Source organism: Limnothrix sp. FACHB-881 (genome assembly GCF_014698135.1).
GTDB lineage: Bacteria > Cyanobacteriota > Cyanobacteriia > CACIAM-69d > CACIAM-69d > CACIAM-69d.
Genome location: NZ_JACJSN010000002.1, coordinates 167,145 through 185,065, shown reverse-complemented (window position 1 = coordinate 185,065; position 17,921 = coordinate 167,145). Strand labels below are relative to the sequence as shown.

Genomic DNA, 17,921 nt, shown 5'->3' with positions numbered 1-17,921 from the left:
GAGTGACGGAATCAATCGGCAATTGCTGCTAGGTCGCAAAGTCCGATCGCCAGATGTGTACCGCTCGCTTGGCTAGTTGTTTTTGGCGATTCGCCAGTGCATTCGGAGTCCATTCTTCAGCCAAAATCTCTTGAGTTAGGCGATAGGCGCTCGTTGGATAAACATTCCGCTTAGTGGTGTAAGACTGGTTCCCAATTTGGCGATTCAGATGCGGCTCCAGGGGAGTCAAATTGCCCAATCGGTACACCATGTCAGTGATTTGAGCATCGGTAAAATCCTCTAGCCAATCCTGCTCCGGGGATTCGGGCAAAATATGTTCGATCGAAAAACTCTCTTCGACAATCTCTTGATTGGCTGCATCATTTTCGAGCTTCCACAGAATATAGCGAGCCAGTTTTTTCTGTTGCCCTCTCGTAGCAACCGTCAGCAGCTCAAAGTCCTGTGCAAATTTCTCATCGGAAACATAGACCGATCGCAGTTTTTCAAAGACTTGCTTAGGAGTTGTAATTTCTGAATTTTGAATTGCGATCGCAACCTGGTTATAAACCTTCTCTAGTTCACTGGGATTCAGACCACAAACAACCGTATATCGAAAAGACAGAACGCTAATCAGCTTCAGAAGTCGTGTGAAGTCTATATCAGAAAATTTACCGTGAGCAGCAAATAAAATCGGATAAGCCTGTTTCACACGAAATAACTCTAACTCTCGGATATAGATCCGATTAACAGGCGTTTCGCGCCAAAAATCATCCTGGGCATTGCCAAGAGCAACAAATAGGCTGCTATAGCGTTCAAGCTGATCTAGTAAGTCAAAGGCCTGCTGCGAATCTTGAACTGATTCTCGAACTGTTTTAAAGAGGCGTTCACGCTTGATCCAGGGTCGCTGGAGACTGAGATAGTAGCGCAGAAACTCAGGAATATTTTCCATCTGCACTGTATTGGCAATCACTCGCCAGCGCCGCTGCCCTTCATTCAAGTCATCTGGGCCTCGAAAAAGGGAGAATAAATAATTTTTGAGTAAATCTGTAGAACTCAGTTCTATACCTCTAGCATTTAAGGTCTCAAATACGGTGTAGGCATTTAATTCATCTTGGACGTTGATTTGAATAAACAAAAGTCTTTGAACAATAATTTTAGTCAGAAATTCTGCTAGATTTTCGCCACTAGAAATAATACCCTTTAGCTTTGTTAGTTGGCTTGAAAAATACTGAAAAGCTTTCCAAAGCAATTGATTGGACTGAGAGACCGATCGAAGATTCCAAGGCTCCCTTAAATTAATTAAATTACTCTGGTAAAAATCATTATTATTTTCATTCAAAAAAAGTTTACTCGAATAGTGCAGGGAAATAGGATCTCGATTACCCAGATAAGTTTGCCTCAGGATTTCTTGCCGCTCTTGATTAGCTACTGCTTGCTGGTTTTGTTTGGCTAGGGCTTGGATCTTCTCAATTACAGCGATCGCAATGATACTGATCGTTGCAATTCTTTGTTGACCATCAATAATGGTGAATTCCTGGTCAGAGGTACTGGAGGTTTGCAGAACGATCGCCCCCATGTAGTGGCTGGCGGTGGGATCGTCATATAGCCCTAGAATGTCTTGCCAAAGATCTTCCCAGTTTTCTTCAGTCCAAGAATAATCGCGCTGAAAAATTGGAACTCGGTAAATCTTCCCATTGCCCATTAAATCCCCGAAAGTTGCTGTTCGAGTATCTAGCAGATTAATCCGAGCCATGGATCAAGGTTGGAAATGAATAACTCATGCCTGTTGCTGAAATTATAGGGCTTTACAAACTTGGCAAAATCATCGCCTGTTGTACCCAGCCCGTGCGATCGCTAGCCGGGACAGTTGAACGATCGATTCCTAGGGATAGTTAACGACAATTTCACCGGTCTCGGAGTCGGGGTTACACGGGGCGATCGCTCCGTTGCCATACCAGCGCAGGGCCAAGTCGCCGAGCTGATCCAAGACCTGCACTAGTTCCAGCCCCCGATCGGTCAGGCCATAGCTGACTTGGGGCGGCACGGTCGCTTCGTAGTGGCGATAAATTAGCCCCTCACGCTCCAGCCGCCGCAGCCGCTCCGTGAGCACTTTGGTGGAAATGCCCTTCACTTGCCGCTTCAAAGCTCCAAAACGGATCGGCCCCTTCGTCGTCATCACCCACAGCAGGTATAGCGTCCAGGGGCCAGACAAAATATCCATCAACAGGCTGACGGGGCAGCACTTCACTTCTTTGGAGGGGCGAGGCATGGGCAAGCAGTTCCAGACTCAATTTTGGGCGTAAAAAGGAAGCTAGTTACTTTTAGGTTCCTACTTTACTTTAGTTGGCATTGACTTCTAGGATCGGCGCTACGGGCCGAGGCCGCTCGTTTCCAGTCCGTATTGAGGTTTTTATGACGACGATCTCAGTGGTCTACTTTTCGGGATCTGGGCACACCCATCTGATGGCGGAATCGGTGGCGCGGGGAGCCAGCCAAGTGGACGGTGTGACGGCCGAGTTGCTGCGGATTACCGGCGCGCAGATTACCGAGGGGCGTTGGAACGATCCTGCCACGCTGGATACGCTGCTTCGATCGGATGCGATCGTGTTTGGATCGCCCACTTATATGGGCGGTGTGGCGGCCCAGTTCAAGGCGTTTGTGGATGCGGCCAGCTCAGCTTGGTTTGCCCAACAGTGGAAGGACAAAATCGCTGGCGGGTTCACCCACTCCGGCTCGCCCAGCGGCGACAAGCAGGGCACGCTGCTATACATGGCGATTAATGCAGCCCAGCACGGGATGATCTGGGTGGGAGCGGCTGAAATGCCCAGCCAATACGTGGGCAGTGATGAGGGGGTGAATCGCCTCGGGTCGTATTTGGGGGTGATGGGTCAAAGCGATCTGAATCCCAATGGCGGTGAAGCGATCGTTCACCCGGGCGATCGCTTGACGGCTGAGAAATATGGTCAGCGGATTGCCACGATCGCCCAGCGCCATCACGGCAGCTAGGTCAAGCGATCTAATTCATCGAAAGGAAATGAATCGGGGCGATCGACTGGGACAAAGCGATCGCCCTGTTCATTTCTGGTGAATTGGGGGCGATCGCGCTCAACGGGTTTGATGTTTTGCTAACCCAAGGATCGCATCAACAATCGCTATGATGGCAATAGCTTGACTGGCGATCGCGCAGCATTCCTACTGCTATCGAGAAGAACTATGCGCTTTATCAATCCTAAAACTGATTATGCTTTCAAAAAAATCTTTGGCTCTGAGCAGAGTCAGGATATTTTAATTAGCTTTTTGAATGCGGTTTTGTATGAGGGAAATTCCACCATTCGCGAGCTGGAGATTCTTAATCCTCATCTTGGGCCACGAATCCGTGGTTTCAAAGATACCTATCTCGATATTAAAGCCACGATCATCGACAGTCACGGCCAAACCGAGACGGTGATCATTGAAATGCAGGTCTTAAATGTCGAAGGTTTCCAAAAACGTATCCTTTACAATGCTGCCAAAACCTACAGTAACCAGTTGGCGATCGGGGATGGTTATACGGATCTGCAACCGGTGATTGCACTCACGATCGTTGATTTTGAGATGTTTCCTGAGCTGGATCAACTCATTTCGCGCTTCGTTCTCAAAGAGAGAACCTATCTGACTGATTATTCATCAATCTATGATATTGAGCTGGTGTTCATTGAATTACCCAAATTCCAAAAGGAACTTCCGGATCTAGAAACCTTGATGGATAAGTGGTTGTATTTTTTGAAAGCTGCCCGAAAGCTGGAGTCTGTGCCACCCAGTATGGAAGCGGTTCCGGAGATTCAAAAAGCTTTTGCGATCGCGAACCAAGCCAACCTGAATGCTCAAGAGCTTGATGAGCTAGAACATCAGGAAATTTTCATTCAGGATCAGCGCAATTCAATTAGAAAAGCTCTCAGTCAGGGCATCGAGCAGGGTATCGAGCAGGGCATTGAGCAAGGAAAACTAGCGGCGCAACGGGCGATCGCCCAACAATTGCTGGGTGTGTTGGACGATGAGGCGATTAGTCGCACTACGGGTCTTGATCTGGAGGCGATCGCCCAACTCAGGATTGATAACTCGCTAAACTCCTAAAACTCATGTCTACCAGAGCTTTATGGTCGCAATAGTGTTGTATTAGATTTCATCTGTCGCAGGAAAGTACCTTTTGAAGATGTCCTCCAAGTTGTCATAGAATCCCCACCCCATCCTATCTGTGCTTTTAACAATGCGCAGGGCACGCGCCTCATACTCATTAATCAAGTTTTCGCTCGCTGCAAGTTCTGCAGCTCGCTCGAAGAGATTCTCAAAGGATATATAGTACTCTTCATTGATATCTCCGTAGGCAGCGGTAAACTCCACCCCAGTTTCGACACAGTAATAGATAAAATCAATCACCTGCTTCGGGCTGATGGCCTCGGCTTCGACACGTTGCAACATACGAAAGACAATTGATGGACTGCCGTTTCCAAATCCACGTTTGGGAAAAAACTCAGCTCGGACTTCTGCCTTATAGTCATCAAATTCAGATATTGGTGCAGTGGGGTCAAACTTGGCAATTAGGAAACGCTCAACAGGAGGATTGCGCTTTGCCAAATCAAGCAAAATTTGCACGAGTTCTTCTTTTGAGCAAGCTTTGAGATAAGTTTGAATAGTTTGTGCTTGCATACAATATGAGCCTAGACAAGGCAGCTAGTTATGTCTTCAACCGCGAGTATAGGATAACTGTCCTTGGATGGGTATCGTCAAGCAACTGCGGTTTCAGCTCAGGATGATGGGGGTTATTTAGTAGTGCCTGTGGAGTAATGATGCTAACCTGGCAGCAGTAATCTATAACTTCAGTTCATGCCTGCTTGCCCTCAATGCCAATCCAGCCACACGGTCAAAAATGGCCGCATCCACAACGGCAAGCAACGCTTTAAATGCAAAGCCTGTGGCCGACAGTTCATTGAGCACCCCACTCAGAAACGAGTCACGCCCGAGCAGATTGCGCTCATTGATCGTCTGCTCCTAGAGCGCCTTTCCCAAGCAGCCATTGCTCGGGTCGCGCAAGTTTCTGAATCTTGGATCGAATCTTATGTGGCGGTTGAAGGTGGTCGCACTTTGCGGGCCAAGAAACCAGATTGATCAATTACCTGGCAACAATTGAATAATGCGTTTGAGTAATGCGTTTGAGTAATGCATTTGAGTAATGCATTGTGTTAACGGATCTGTCGTTTGGTTTGGCGAACCCTGTCTTTTTCCCGTCACGAAGCAGCAAGCTAGCAATTGATTGATCACCGCAATGCCCCTTGTCGATCGCTTGATGACTCATCATTACTTCACAGGCACTACTGAATTTCTCTTTTCCCTGAGTGGCAGGCTTTGGCCCCTTGATGTTGTGGTTAATTGGCGGAACCAGCGATAGCCGTACTCTTGCCCAAGCCCTCGATCGCGCTGGTTTGCCCTGGATTGCCACGGTGGTGAACCCGGCGGCCGCTCGGCTCTATGACGGCTTAAACGGTGTGGTGCGATCGGGCGCGTTTGCTCCCGCTGACCTCATGCCCTGGCTAGCCGATCGCGCCATCCGGGGCATCATCGACGCATCCCACCCCTTCGCCACGGAAATTTCCCAGCAGGCGATCGCCGCCGCCGCCCTTCGATCAATTCCCTATCTGCGATTTGAGCGGCCCGCCATTCCCCTGGAGCCGCCGGCCCTGAAATTGCCCAATCTAGCCGCCGCATTGTGCAATCGATTCCTGCGTGATCGGCTGGTGTTGTTCACTTTGGGGGTGAAGGCCTTGCCGCAGATTTTGCCCTGGCGCGATCGGGTGGCGGCTTTGTGGGTGCGGGTGTTGCCGGAGTCCGTGGCCCAGGCGATCGCCCTCGGGTTCGATCGCTCAGAGGTGATTGGCCAGCGCTTGCCGGTGGATCCGGCCCAAGAGCGAGCCGACTGGCAAAATCGGGCGATCGAAGTGGTTATTACCAAAGCAGCCGGGGCAGCAGGGGGGCTGGATCTCAAACAAGCTTTGGCAAAAGAATTAGGCGTGCAGTTGCTGGTGATCGATCGCCCTTCGATTGCCTATCCTGCGCAAACCGATCAAATTGATGAGGTGGTGGCGTTTGCCCATTGGGCGATCGGTTCGCTGTAGGCGGTTGGTAACCAGTCCGCCTATCCACTGTGGTCAGCATCTGCACTTTCTCTTCAGCATCTTTTTAAGGGAATCTTAAATAAGTGCTTATTTTCAAAAATCGAATAAGTGATAAAATCCGAAAATCTGCCCTCAACGAACCCCATGAAGCTTTTCTGGATTTTCGGTTCATTGCTGCTTCCGTTGGCACTGGCCCCGATCGCCCAAGCGGAAACCCCTCGATCGGATGAAATGCAGCTATCCCAGGCTGATCCCACAGTTCCCTTGGTTAATGTTTGTTATGTCGTGAACCTTCAGCAAGGACAGCTTGCTGTGCGTAATAGCCCTGGTGGTCAGTCGCGGGCTGGGCTGGATAACTTGAATATTGTTGAGGTTTATCGCCAGCAAGGAAATTGGTCTTGCGTGCGTGTTTTAGAAGGCCCAAATTCCCGAGTCTCGGGTATTGAAGGATGGGTCAACAGCAGCTATTTAGAGTGCGATCAACGAGATTGCTACCGAGCGTGTCCGTCATTAATTGAGCTTCGCAATCGAGTCAACGCGCGCACTCGCCCCGGCACGTGCAGCCGCTAATCAATCCACCTGAACCACTACTAACGCTAGATATCTCCAGAATGATAAAACTCATAAATTTCAAGCATTTTATTCTCGCAATTCCGATGATGTTGTTTGGCCCGAGCGCTTTGGCAACAACTAGCCTGAATACTCCCCCGCCGTCTCGTCAGACCCTCATTGCACAACTCGAAACTTGTCGTGTCGATCGCTTGCGTAGTGGTCAGCTAGCTGTGCGTAATAGTCCTGGCGGTCAATCTAGGGCGGGGCTAGATAATGGAGACATCATTGAAATCTACAAGCAACAAGGCAACTGGGCTTGTGTACGTGTCATTCGTCCTGCTGGCGATCGGCTGCGTGGAATTGAGGGCTGGGTTAATAGTAACTATGTCAATTGCGACCAGGGCTTTAACCACGTAATCTGGGAAATGATTCAATCCGATAGTCAGGACATTGCTCGTCGTGTCCCACGCGGCATTTGTAGTCGTTAAATACTACAAATTAAGGGATTATTCCTAATCTATCTAGGAATAATCCCTTCAGTAGCAATCAAATTTTTGAATTACTGATTTATGTCAGTAATTTTAGTCAACCTGCTTCACTCAAATTGTCAGGCTTGCGGATTGGACATGAATCCTCAGTCGGTAGCTGAGCCTTCACGATGATCTCTCTATAACCTCGATCCTTCAAAACTTGACTGAGCAAACGCTCAACAATCTTCTGAACACGCTCACCAGCCGTTTTCATCAGCCAATCTCGACAAGCGGCCTCCTCAACTCTCCTGAGCGCTTCACGTTGAGCTTGGGTCTGTAAATTCACAACATCTGGCCCACTGCCTAGGAAGCCTCTACTGTAGGAGTAAACGCTAGAATGCTCTAAATCAAGGTTGCTGCCAAGGATTTTTAGAGGTGGTAAAGTCACTGCAATTTGATCACCATTAACCTGGACGTTATTAGCTTGAAATTGACTCAAGTCAATACCTACTCGGACGTTGCCATGGGCAATGTAGAGTAATTTACTCTCAGCAATAATGCCTTTGTCACTGACAGGAACTACAGCATCCATCTCAAACATGGCTGTAGTCAACTCGCTGACATCTTTGACTTGGCGAACGATTAGCGAACCAGGGTCAACTGATGATTTTGAGGCGTTGACATGGCTAAGTTGATAAAAAAGCCATAGCAAAACAATACTCAGGACTAGGGTCACTCCTGCTAATAACTTAGTAGTCAGACTTGCATCCTTAATAGGATTGCTAATCATTTTCATCTACTCCAGTGTGACTGTTGGTGGTGGTTGCGGCTAAGGCTTCTGATAAATTGAGGTACTCGACCTTTCGTCAACTACCCCTCTTGCGAGATCATAAACCAGACGTTGCATAGCTGCAACTTCAATTCCCTGGTTTAGCTGTGTCATTTACATAGGCATAAACCTTATGCTTTGATCATCCTCTGAGTAGCCTGTAGGGTTGGTACTATCCATCCAACAACCACTTCATGACGACTTACTAATAATTTTAGTAGCTAGTAGGTTGGGTTGAGCCTTGCGAAACCCAACGTGATCACTATCAAAGCTACTGGTGTTGGGTTTCGTGCCTCAACCCAACCTACTTGTATAAACATCTACTGCGAAATTAATTAGGTCTACTTCACATGCTGCAAAACATGGGAAAGTTTGAGTATTCTGAGACTCTGCCTTGTACAGGGCAATTAATTATAAATCCTGATGGCTGGTATATCAATTATACTTTTGCTGGCCCTGATTTAAGATATAAAGTTCATACTATTCGTATTGATTCTTCCGAAGTGGAATCTCATATTCAAGCTTTAGAATTGGCGTGGAAAAAATACTTGGAACTCAAGCAAGAGTATACCCTTACACAGGACAAGCAAGATCTAAAATCAGTAACTTTTAAGCCAGGAATTTATATCCACTTGGGTTACCAATATATGGAAGGAATTTCGATTGCATCTCATAGTCAAAGTAAGATGATTCAGAGCGAAGACTATCTGCAAGAGGTCATTCAAGGATTACGATATTCAATCAAAAAAGCAAAAATGGTGATGACAATGCTGAAAACAGTAGAAAATCACCTGAGATTAAAAACGATCCGAGACGATCGAGAGTCGCTAGTAGAGTAAGTAATGCTCATTGCGCTCTAGGAGAGGCGCTATTCATTTCAAAAGCAATCATTACCTTTTCCCTGAATGCGATCGCATCGCTTGGGTTATGGATTGTGGATGGGCAACTTGGATCCTACAGACTATTACTGCCACGATGGAAACTGAAATTTATAGTTAATATTGTTTTGAAAGAGCGCCTTATCTGTGCCTGCTTAGGTTTGGGGTCTTTTGCTCTATTGCTTCAAACATCATGGAAAACATCAGAATTAAGCGATTTCGGACGATTTTTGAATCTCGCCTAGAAACCTTAAGCCATTTGCTGGATATTGCCGATTCTCACTTTGTCACCGATCGGGCTGCCCTCTTTCAGCTTCGGCTTGCGCCCGACATGCTGCCCTTTGGCACACAAATCGCCTTTACCTGTAACCAGCCGCGTAACTTTGCCCTTTGGTGCGCTGACCAACCCGCTAGCAACTTGAACCCCGAAGTGACCACCTTGGAAACTGCTCGAGATTACATCACCTCCACCCGAGAGTTGCTGAGTCAGATTAACGCCGGAGATGCCAAACTCTCAGAAATTCATCGCATTGACCTAGGAGAAGGCCTATCGCTAGAGTTGCCAGGATTAGCCTATGTGGATGATTTTTTGATGCCAAATTTCTACTTTCACCTAACTACAACCTATGGCATTTTGCGGATGGCTGGTGCTGCAATTGGGAAGCGAGATTTTATGATGCACCTCGTGCCCTTTGTGAAACGGGATCCCAGTTGCTAGCGATCGACCAATCTATTGGATGCTAACGGCGAGACTGAGCGAGCCGGGGCGGCTTGGTGGCCGGGTGGCAATTGCCCGATCGCCCCTTTCGCCGGACAATGGGGACTTTGAGAGCAATCCAAACCCAGGAGGCGGGCGTGACTCAAGAATTCGACTACGACTTGTTGATCCTCGGAGCCGGAGTCGGCGGCCATGGTGCAGCACTGCACGCCGTCGCCTGTGGCCTGAAAACGGCGATCGTGGAAGCGGCCGAAATGGGCGGCACCTGCGTTAACCGGGGTTGCATTCCTTCCAAGGCCTTGCTGGCCGCTTCCGGCCGGGTGCGCGATCTTCGCAATGCCGCACACCTCAAAGCCATGGGGATTCAAGTGGGCGGCGTGCAGTTCGATCGCCAGGCGATCGCCGACCACGCCACCAACCTGGTGGGCAAAATCCAAGGTGACCTGACCAACAGCTTGAAGCGGATTGGCGTAGACATCATCCAGGGTTGGGGCAAGCTGTTGGCTCCCCAAAAGGTGGAAGTGAACACCGCCGACGGCAACCGCACGATCACTAAAACGATCAGCGCCCGCAATATTTTGATTTCTACAGGGTCGGTGCCCTTTGTGCCGCCGGGCATTGAGCTGGATGGCAAAACGGTCTTCACCAGCGATGAAGCGGTGCGGCTGGAATCCGTGCCCCAGTGGGTGGCGATCATCGGCAGCGGCTACATCGGCTTGGAATTTTCCGATGTGTACACGGCCTTGGGTGCAGAAGTAACGATGATCGAAGCGCTCGATCAACTGATGCCGGGCTTTGATCCGGATATTGCCAAGGTAGCCAAGCGGACGCTGATCGATCAGCGCGACATCGAAACCTATACCGGCGTGTTTGCCACCAAGATCACCCCCGGCGCGCCGGTGACGATCGAACTGACCGACGCGAAAACCAAGGAAGTGGTGGACGTGTTGGAAGTGGATGCTTGCTTGGTGGCTACGGGTCGCCGCCCCGCCACGGCCAATATTGGTCTGGAGAACGTGGGTGTGGAAACCAACCGCCCCGGCTTCATTCCCGTCAACGGCAAGATGCAGGTGCTGAAAGATGGCGAACCCGTACCGCACCTCTGGGCGATCGGGGACGCGACGGGGCAAATGATGCTGGCCCACGCGGCTTCGGCCCAGGGCGTGGTGGTGGTCGAAAACATCTGCGGGCGCGATCGGGAAGTCGATTACCGCAGCATTCCCGCTGCCGCCTTCACCCATCCCGAAATTAGCTTCGTGGGTTTGACGGAACCCCAAGCCAAGGAACTAGGCGAGGCAGAAGGCTTCAGTGTCGGTACGACTCGCACCTACTTCAAGGGCAACTCCAAGGCGATCGCCGAGGGCGAAGGCGACGGCCTGGCCAAGGTGATTTTCCGCAAGGATACGGGCGAAGTGCTGGGCGCGCATATCTTTGGCATCCACGCTTCGGACTTGATCCAAGAGGTGGCCACGGCGATCGCCCAGCGCGATTCCGTGAAGAACCTGGCCTTTGTGGTGCACGCGCACCCGACCCTCTCGGAAGTGATCGACGAAGCCTACAAGCGCGCCGAGCGGGAACTGGCTGAGGTCTAGGAGTCATTTCCCGTCCGCTTGAGATCCTGAAGGGAGTGAAAATCACCGCAGACAAGGGGCTGAAGCCCCTTGCTCCCTTTCGATCGCCCAACAGCAGGACAAAGAATTGGGAGAGTTGAGGCCAGCCCCTAAGCTCCCGGTTGGCTGCGGCTGGGAATTAGGATCAGTGACCAGTAGGGCACGGCGGCCGGGTCTACCTGGTCGATCGCCCGGATTTGTTGCTGCGGTAGGGTTGCCCGTTCGATGTAGATCGATCGCCCCGTTAGCCCTAACTCATCGAGCACCGATCGCACCTTCCCAAAATGCCGCCCCAGTTTGATAATCACCGCCGTATCGGTTTGGGCTAGGCGATCGCGCAGGGTCGGGCGATCGAGCGTGGCCGGCAAAATCGTCAGCACGTCTTGGCGATAGGTTAGGGGCACTTGGGCCACGTCCGCCGCCGCCAGGGTGGAGGAAATGCCCGGTACTAGCTCTGTAGGGAAGCGATCGCCCAGTCGATTTAGCAGATACATGAACGAACCGTAGAGCATCGGTTCCCCCTCGCAGAGCACCGCCACATCGCGCCCCGCTGCCAGGTGAGCCGCAATCTCCGCCGCGCCGCGATCGTAGCCCGCCGCCGCCGACTCCTGGGGGCTGAAGGGCAGGATGATCGGGACTTCGATTTGCGTCGGTTGCAAGAATGCCGCCACGATCGCCCGCGCCACCGAGCCACCATCGGCCGCCGCCGGATAGGCCACCACCGGCACGGTCGTTAGAACTCGGTGCGCCTTCAGGGTCAGCAATTCCGGGTCGCCCGGCCCCACGCCCAGGCCGTAGAGCTTGCCCGTCACGCTTCCAGCTCCTTTGCCAGGGCATTCACCGCCGCCGCCGCGATCGCGCTGCCGCCCCGCCGCCCATGCAGCGTGATGAACGGCACACCGCGCGAATTGGCCGCCAATTCCGCCTTCGACTCCGCCGCTCCCACAAATCCCACCGGGAAGCCCAAAATCAGCGCCGGTTTTGGCCAACCCGCATCCAACAATTCCAGCAGGTGAAACAAAGCCGTGGGCGCATTCCCGATCGCTACCACGGCCCCTGCCAAGTGGGGCCGCCACAGTTCCACCGCCGCCGCCGATCGGGTGTTGCCAATTTGCTCGGCCAGCGGCCGCACTGCTGGATCGCCCAGGGTGCAGATCACCGGATTCGTGGCCGGCAATCGATCGCGGATGATGCCCTGCACCACCATTTGCGCGTCGCAAAGGATCGGCGCACCGGCTGCCAGGGCCGATCGGCCGATCGTCGCTGCACTGGCCGTGGCCTGTAAATCCGTCACCAAATCCGTCATCCCGCAAGCATGGATCAGCCGCACCGCCACCGGCTGCAAATCCGTGGGCAATTGTGCCAAATCCACCTCCGCCCGAATCGTGGCGAAGGACTGTTCATAAATGGCTTGACCATCGCGCAGGTATTGCAAAGCAGGGCGATCTCAACAGCGCAAAAACAGGTTAAGACTGACCCAAGGGGATGGTTTCCTGAGCCGATGGATGGGGTTGAATGGGCCCAAGACTCAGCCGGTCAGCTTGTTCAGAATATCAGGCGAATTCGATCGCGGATCCGGCAACTGCTGAATTCTGGGTCAGCAGTCCTTGGGCAACTCCATGGGCAATGGCCTACGGCCACCGATTCAAGACCAGTCCAAAAGAGGATGGATTCGGATGATTGAAGCGGTTCACGGCAATCCTTTTTACATGTATTAATTAATACCTAAAATAGGACATTGATTCCGTAATTCCCTTGGCAGTGAGAAGATCAGCAAAAGCAATAAAACCCAATGCGGACTGAGATTAATCCATGCCTTTGGGTTGATTGTGGGGTTCGATCGGGCAAGTCCAATCTGCCCCCCACTGGAGACTTCTGATTAGACTGAAGCAGTTGCTAAAAATTATTGAAGAAAAGATGCAACGAACGGTAAATGCTCCCCATGTTGGAGTAGGGATCCTGTGGCTGCTCATCTCAATTGGCTGAATATGCGCGATGTGGCTTGGTTGCTGGGGTGCTCGGGACTCGTGTTTCTGATGCAGCCTGGTTTTATGTGTTTGGAATCGGGCATGACCCGATCGAAAAACAGCATTAATGTGGCGGCCAAAAACCTATCAGATTTTGGCATTTCGGCACTGCTCTACTGGTTGTTTGGATTCGGGGTGATGTTTGGCCCCTCTTGGTGGGGTTGGATGGGCCATGACTACTTTGCCCTATCGGTGGAATCGCAGCCTCAACTGGCGGCTTTTTTAATTTTTCAATTAATGTTTTGTGGCACTTCCACCACCATTATTTCCGGTGCGGTGGCGGAACGAATGCGGTTTTCGTCTTATCTAATCGTTTGTTTCCTTTGTTCAGGATTGATCTATCCCCTGTTTGGCCATTGGGCTTGGAAGGGAATGGAAATTGTGGGCGCAAGTCCTGCCGGCCAGGGGGTGGGCTGGTTGCGATCGCTCGGGTTCTATGACTTTGCGGGTTCCACAGTGGTGCATAGCGTGGGGGGCTGGATTGCCCTGGCGACGCTGTTGGTGGTGGGGCCGCGCTGGGGGCGCTATGACGAAGCCACCCGGCAGCACAAAATCAGCGGGTCGAATCTGCCCTTTTCCATGCTTGGGGCCATGATGCTGTGGCTGGGCTGGTTGGGGTTCAATGGCGGCAGCACCCTGGCCCTCAATGAACATGTCCCGGCGGTGCTGGTGCATACGGTGATTGGGGGTGTGGCGGGAATGCTGGGCGGCGGGGCCCTGGGTTGGTACTATCGCCACCGGCCGGATGTGGAATGCCTGATCAACAGTTCCCTCGCGGGCATGGTGGCCGTGACGGCCTGCTGCAATGTGATTACGACCCCGATCGCCCTAGTGGTGGGGTTCACCGGGGCCGCCGTGGCGTTGGTGGTGGAATGGTGGCTCGATCGCCGCCAAATCGATGACGCGGTGGGAGCTGTGCCCATCCATGCGGGGGCCGGAGTCTGGGGCACGCTCTGTGTGGGGTTATTTGGGGATTTGAGCCAAATGCCGAGCGGTTTGGAGCGCCCCCAACAAATTGCCGTGCAACTGTTGGGCATTGGAGTTTGCGCCCTCTGGTCTTTTGGGTTGTCCTACGGGTTGCTGCGCTGGGTCGATCGCCTGCATCCCCTGCGGGTTTCCCTTGCGGAAGAACAAATGGGCCTGAACGTGGCGGAGCACCAGGTGAAAACGGAGGTCTATGACCTATTTGAGGTGATGGATCACCATGCTCGCCAGGGAGATTTGCACTTGCGAGTACCGGTGGATCCGTTCACGGAGGTGGGCTACATTGCCGAGCGTTACAACCAGGTGATGGATGCCTTGCAGGAAAAGTCCCAGGCGCTGGAGTCCCTGAATGCGAGCCTGGAAGCCCAGGTGCAGCAGCGGACGGCGGAGTTGGAAACCGCCAACCAGGAACTCCAGCGCCTGAACCGCCTGAAGGATGATTTGCTGGCAAACACGTCCCATGAACTGCGCACGCCCCTCAACGGCATCATTGGCTTGGCGGAGGCGATGCTGGATGACGATCGGGGAGGATTGAGCGATCGGGAACGGTCAAACCTGGACACGATCGCCGCCAGTGGCCATCGGTTGGCCAATTTGGTGAACGATCTGCTGGACTTTTCCAAACTGCAACACCAGACGATCGATCTGGCCCTGCGCCCCTGCACCTTGGCCGTGGTGGTGGAACAGGTGTTGCAACTGCACTACGACCAAGCGGAGCGTAAGGGCTTGGCGCTGGTGAATGCCATTGATTTGACCCTGCCGCCCGTGTTGGCGGACTTCAACCGGCTGCAACAGATTTTGCACAACCTGGTTGGCAATGCGCTCAAGTTCACCCAAAGCGGTGAGGTGATTGTTCATGCTCGCCGTTGGCAACCGGACGCGGAACTGTTGCATCAGTTGCATCAGCCGCCTTCTGTCGATCCTGCCAACTCCCTAGATCCTCAACTGGGGGATCAGCAATTGGGTCAACAATTGGATCAATTAACGGGGGTGGTGATGCCCTCAAGCGCGATCGGGCAGGGTGCTCTGTTCGATCGCCCCGGATTGGATCCGGCAGAATCTGAGCAGTTGGAGCGGGGGCATCCTTCCGAGTCATCCCCGGAAATGGCTGCCCAAAAGTGGCTGGCCATCTCCGTCAGCGACACGGGCATTGGTATTCCCACAGAGGCGATCGAGTGCATTTTTGAATCCTTTGAACAGGCCGATCGCTCCACGGCCCGGGAATATGGCGGCACGGGGTTGGGGTTGGCCATTGTGCGACAACTGGTGGAATTGCATGGGGGCAAAATTTGGGTGGAGTCCCGTCCCGAAGTGGGATCCATCTTCACGCTGACCTTGCCGGTGGCTCTGGAAGCGCCAGCCCTCACCTACGAAATGCCCAGCTTCCGGCGATCGCCCATGATGTTGCGCAAGTCTGCCCCCACCAATCCCAAACCGGCTCCCGAAGACCCGATCGCACCGGAACCGATTACCCTGGCTCCGGCCACCGTGGAGGGCGATCGTCTCCTAGAAGCCCTTAGCCAGCGGGACACGGAACAGCTCTTGGCCAAGGCCAGCGCCGCCCGCACCCAACCCAATCAACGGTTCAAAATCCTGATGGTGGATGATGAGCCGGTGAATCTTCAGGTGCTGGAAAATTTCCTGTCCCAGGAGGAGTATGAAATCGTGACCGCCGACAACGGCCCCGCTGCCCTGGCCGTGTTGGAGCAAGGGTTTCAGCCCGATGTGGTGTTGGTGGATGTGATGATGCCGAAAATGACCGGCTATGAGCTGACCCAGCAGTTGCGATCGCGCTATCCCGCCCACAAGCTGCCGATTTTGATGCTCACGGCCAAAAACCAGGTGGAAGACTTGGTGCAAGGTCTCGACTCCGGAGCCAATGACTACCTCACGAAACCCGTTTCCAAGAAGGAATTGCTGGCTCGTCTGAAAACCCATCTGCAACTGTCCCACATCAATATTGCCTATGGGCGGTTTGTGCCCCACGAGTTCCTGCGTCTGCTGAATAAACAGAGCATTTTGGAGGTGGAACTGGGCGACCAAGTGGAACGGCAAATGTCGGTTTTGTTTTCCGACATTCGATCGTTCACCACGATCACAGAAAACCTTTTACCGGCCGAGAGCTTCCGGTTCATTAACCGCTATTTGGCCCACATGGAACCGGCGATTCAGCAAAATGGCGGCTTCATTGACAAATTCATTGGCGATGCGGTGATGGCGCTGTTTCCGGAATCGGCCGATGACGCGGTGGCCTCCGCGATCGAAATGCGGCGAAATTTGGAAGTCTTTAACCGCGAACGACAACAGGCGGGCGAAGTGCCGATCGAAATTGGCATTGGCATCAACACTGGCCAAATGCGATTGGGAACAGTGGGCGGTAAAAATCGGATGGATGGGACTGCCATCAGTGACGCGGTTAACTTGGCGGCCCGGTTGGAAACCCTGACCAAGCGCTACCAAAGCAGCATCCTGATTTCCCACCACACGATCGCCCAGATGGAGGATCCAACGCGCTATCACCTGCGGTTTATCGATCGGTTACAGGTGACAGGCAAATCTCGGCCCGTGGCGGTGTTTGAGGCGATCGATGGCGATCCGTCCCCCATCCGCGACCAAAAACTTTCCACCATGGCCCATTTTGAGGAAGGCACTTGGCTCTATCACCGTCAAGAGTTCAAGTCGGCGGCCGTTTGTTTTGAGGAATGTTTGCGGCAATTTCCGGGCGATCGGGTGGCTCAAATCTATTTAGAGCGATCGGTTCATGCGGCCCTGCCCACTACGGATTAGGAAATCGCTCGATCGAGAATCATTCGCTCGATCGTTACCTCGCCCCGATCGTCGTGCCGGGGAGCTGAGCGGCCTGTCGGCAGCTCCTGGAATCAAGCGAAAACGGTTAATTGTTCACGCCCTGATCGTCGTAACAAGGGGCTGAAGCCCCTTGCCCCTCACGATTTTGTCACGGTGGAATCAGGGTTACGGGCGATTTGACAGCGGGCCCTAGCGTGCGCCGCGATAAATTCGCTCTGACTGCTCCGGCGGCAACCAGGCACAGGCTTGGGCTTGGCGCTGGGGCAAGGTCAGGGTCGGCGTGGGCCGATTCCAGGCACTTTCCGGCTCCACATATTCCTGGGTTTGGGGGTCGTAGGCATAAATTCGCCCCGTTTCAATTTCATAAACCCAAGCATGGAGTCGCAAGCTGCCCTGGTTCAGCTTGGCTCGCACACAGGGATAGGTGCGCAGGTTGTCAATTTGGGTGAGCACGTTTTCGGCCACCGCAATTTCCAGCAAATCTTCACCACTACAGGGGCTGTAGTTTTGCAAAACCACCTGGCGCGTTGCTTCCGCATGTTCCAGCCAGCGGCTGACCAAGGGCATTTTGTCTTCCAGCTCTTTGATCTTCAGCAGGCCTTTCATGGCTCCGCAGTGGGAATGGCCGCAAACCACAATTTCACTCACCCCCAAGGCTTCGATCGCATACTCGATCGTCGCTCCTTCACCGCCATTGGCCGCGCCATAGGGGGGAATGATGTTGCCGGCATTACGGATCACGAAAATTTCGCCAGGATCCGATTGGGTAATCAGTTCCGGGTCAACGCGGGAGTCAGAACAAGAGATGAAGAGAACGCGCGGTTTTTGCCCATGGGCCAGCTCTTCAAACAGCTTTTGATGGGAAGCGAAGTAATCTTGCTGAAACTGCCGCAAGCCTTTAATCAATTTGTGCATGG

17 protein-coding genes are annotated in these 17,921 nt (G+C 52.7%); 10 read left to right on the top strand and 7 right to left on the bottom strand.

From position 1 onward, the window contains the following. Nucleotides 1–28 precede the first annotated feature (28 nt). Nucleotides 29–1,732 (bottom strand): DUF262 domain-containing protein, encoded by a 1,704-nt coding sequence (locus H6G52_RS03245; protein WP_190526406.1) that lies wholly within the window; start codon nucleotides 1,730–1,732, stop codon nucleotides 29–31. A gap of 129 nt (nucleotides 1,733–1,861) precedes the next feature. Continuing rightward, nucleotides 1,862–2,248 (bottom strand): helix-turn-helix domain-containing protein, encoded by a 387-nt coding sequence (locus H6G52_RS03240; protein ID WP_190526404.1) that lies wholly within the window; start codon nucleotides 2,246–2,248, stop codon nucleotides 1,862–1,864. Between the two features lie 143 nt (nucleotides 2,249–2,391). On the opposite strand from H6G52_RS03240, the gene H6G52_RS03235 reads away from it, so the two are divergent. Both H6G52_RS03235 and H6G52_RS03230 read left to right on the top strand, forming a co-directional pair. Further along, on the top strand, nucleotides 2,392–2,985 hold the full coding sequence (locus H6G52_RS03235; protein ID WP_190526402.1) for a flavodoxin family protein: 594 nt from the start codon (nucleotides 2,392–2,394) through the stop codon (nucleotides 2,983–2,985). Between the two features lie 207 nt (nucleotides 2,986–3,192). Beyond that, nucleotides 3,193–4,092 carry an Rpn family recombination-promoting nuclease/putative transposase gene (locus tag H6G52_RS03230; RefSeq protein WP_190526400.1) on the top strand — a complete coding sequence of 300 codons (900 nt, stop codon included), beginning with the start codon at nucleotides 3,193–3,195 and terminating at the stop codon, nucleotides 4,090–4,092. Nucleotides 4,093–4,134: 42 nt separating this feature from the next. Here H6G52_RS03230 and H6G52_RS03225 read toward each other — a convergent pair whose 3' ends face one another. Then, complete coding sequence (locus H6G52_RS03225) at nucleotides 4,135–4,665, bottom strand: DUF6155 family protein (RefSeq protein WP_190526398.1); 531 nt, start codon at nucleotides 4,663–4,665, stop codon at nucleotides 4,135–4,137. Nucleotides 4,666–4,842: 177 nt separating this feature from the next. On the opposite strand from H6G52_RS03225, the gene H6G52_RS18975 reads away from it, so the two are divergent. The 4 genes from H6G52_RS18975 (at nucleotide 4,843) to H6G52_RS03205 (ending at nucleotide 7,168) form a co-directional block, all read left to right on the top strand. After that, nucleotides 4,843–5,124 carry an IS1 family transposase gene (locus tag H6G52_RS18975; protein ID WP_190526396.1) on the top strand — a complete coding sequence of 94 codons (282 nt, stop codon included), beginning with the start codon at nucleotides 4,843–4,845 and terminating at the stop codon, nucleotides 5,122–5,124. A 227-nt stretch (nucleotides 5,125–5,351) separates the two neighbouring features. Beyond that, nucleotides 5,352–6,128 carry a precorrin-6A reductase gene (cobK, locus tag H6G52_RS03215; protein WP_370567660.1) on the top strand — a complete coding sequence of 259 codons (777 nt, stop codon included), beginning with the start codon at nucleotides 5,352–5,354 and terminating at the stop codon, nucleotides 6,126–6,128. Between the two features lie 144 nt (nucleotides 6,129–6,272). Further along, a complete protein-coding gene (locus H6G52_RS03210) occupies nucleotides 6,273–6,698 on the top strand; it encodes an SH3 domain-containing protein (protein ID WP_190526394.1) in 426 nt (141 codons plus the stop codon). Further along, entirely contained in the window at nucleotides 6,686–7,168 is a 483-nt protein-coding gene (locus H6G52_RS03205; RefSeq protein ID WP_190526392.1) for an SH3 domain-containing protein, read from the top strand. Before H6G52_RS03210 ends, H6G52_RS03205 begins: the two co-directional genes overlap by 13 nt. Nucleotides 7,169–7,265: 97 nt before the next feature. Here H6G52_RS03205 and H6G52_RS03200 read toward each other — a convergent pair whose 3' ends face one another. Continuing rightward, nucleotides 7,266–7,940, bottom strand: coding sequence for a DUF4230 domain-containing protein (locus tag H6G52_RS03200; RefSeq protein ID WP_190526390.1), 675 nt, complete (start codon nucleotides 7,938–7,940; stop codon nucleotides 7,266–7,268). A 389-nt stretch (nucleotides 7,941–8,329) separates the two neighbouring features. Here H6G52_RS03200 and H6G52_RS03195 point away from each other — a divergent pair, with 389 nt between their 5' ends. The 3 genes from H6G52_RS03195 to lpdA all read left to right on the top strand — a co-directional run bounded on the left by H6G52_RS03195 (nucleotide 8,330) and on the right by lpdA (nucleotide 11,167). After that, the gene (locus H6G52_RS03195) at nucleotides 8,330–8,818 is read left to right on the top strand and encodes a hypothetical protein (protein WP_190526388.1); all 489 of its coding nucleotides are present in this window, start codon (nucleotides 8,330–8,332) and stop codon (nucleotides 8,816–8,818) included. A 232-nt stretch (nucleotides 8,819–9,050) separates the two neighbouring features. Continuing rightward, complete coding sequence (locus H6G52_RS03190; protein WP_190526386.1) at nucleotides 9,051–9,575, top strand: DUF1993 domain-containing protein; 525 nt, start codon at nucleotides 9,051–9,053, stop codon at nucleotides 9,573–9,575. Between the two features lie 137 nt (nucleotides 9,576–9,712). After that, nucleotides 9,713–11,167: a dihydrolipoyl dehydrogenase gene (lpdA, locus tag H6G52_RS03185; protein WP_347278272.1), complete on the top strand. Its 1,455-nt coding sequence runs from the start codon at nucleotides 9,713–9,715 to the stop codon at nucleotides 11,165–11,167. Between the two features lie 128 nt (nucleotides 11,168–11,295). Here the strand turns inward: lpdA and cobI are convergent, their stop codons facing one another. Both cobI and H6G52_RS03175 read right to left on the bottom strand, forming a co-directional pair. Then, nucleotides 11,296–11,997, bottom strand: coding sequence for a precorrin-2 C(20)-methyltransferase (cobI, locus tag H6G52_RS03180; RefSeq protein WP_190526384.1), 702 nt, complete (start codon nucleotides 11,995–11,997; stop codon nucleotides 11,296–11,298). Next, complete coding sequence (locus tag H6G52_RS03175) at nucleotides 11,994–12,620, bottom strand: precorrin-8X methylmutase (RefSeq protein ID WP_190526382.1); 627 nt, start codon at nucleotides 12,618–12,620, stop codon at nucleotides 11,994–11,996. Before H6G52_RS03175 ends, cobI begins: the two co-directional genes overlap by 4 nt. A gap of 526 nt (nucleotides 12,621–13,146) precedes the next feature. On the opposite strand from H6G52_RS03175, the gene amt reads away from it, so the two are divergent. Next, a complete protein-coding gene (amt, locus tag H6G52_RS03170; RefSeq protein ID WP_190526380.1) occupies nucleotides 13,147–16,983 on the top strand; it encodes an ammonium transporter in 3,837 nt (1,278 codons plus the stop codon). A 210-nt stretch (nucleotides 16,984–17,193) separates the two neighbouring features. Here the strand turns inward: amt and H6G52_RS03165 are convergent, their stop codons facing one another. Further along, a complete protein-coding gene (locus tag H6G52_RS03165) occupies nucleotides 17,194–17,919 on the bottom strand; it encodes a carbonic anhydrase (RefSeq protein ID WP_099533861.1) in 726 nt (241 codons plus the stop codon). Nucleotides 17,920–17,921 lie beyond the last annotated feature (2 nt).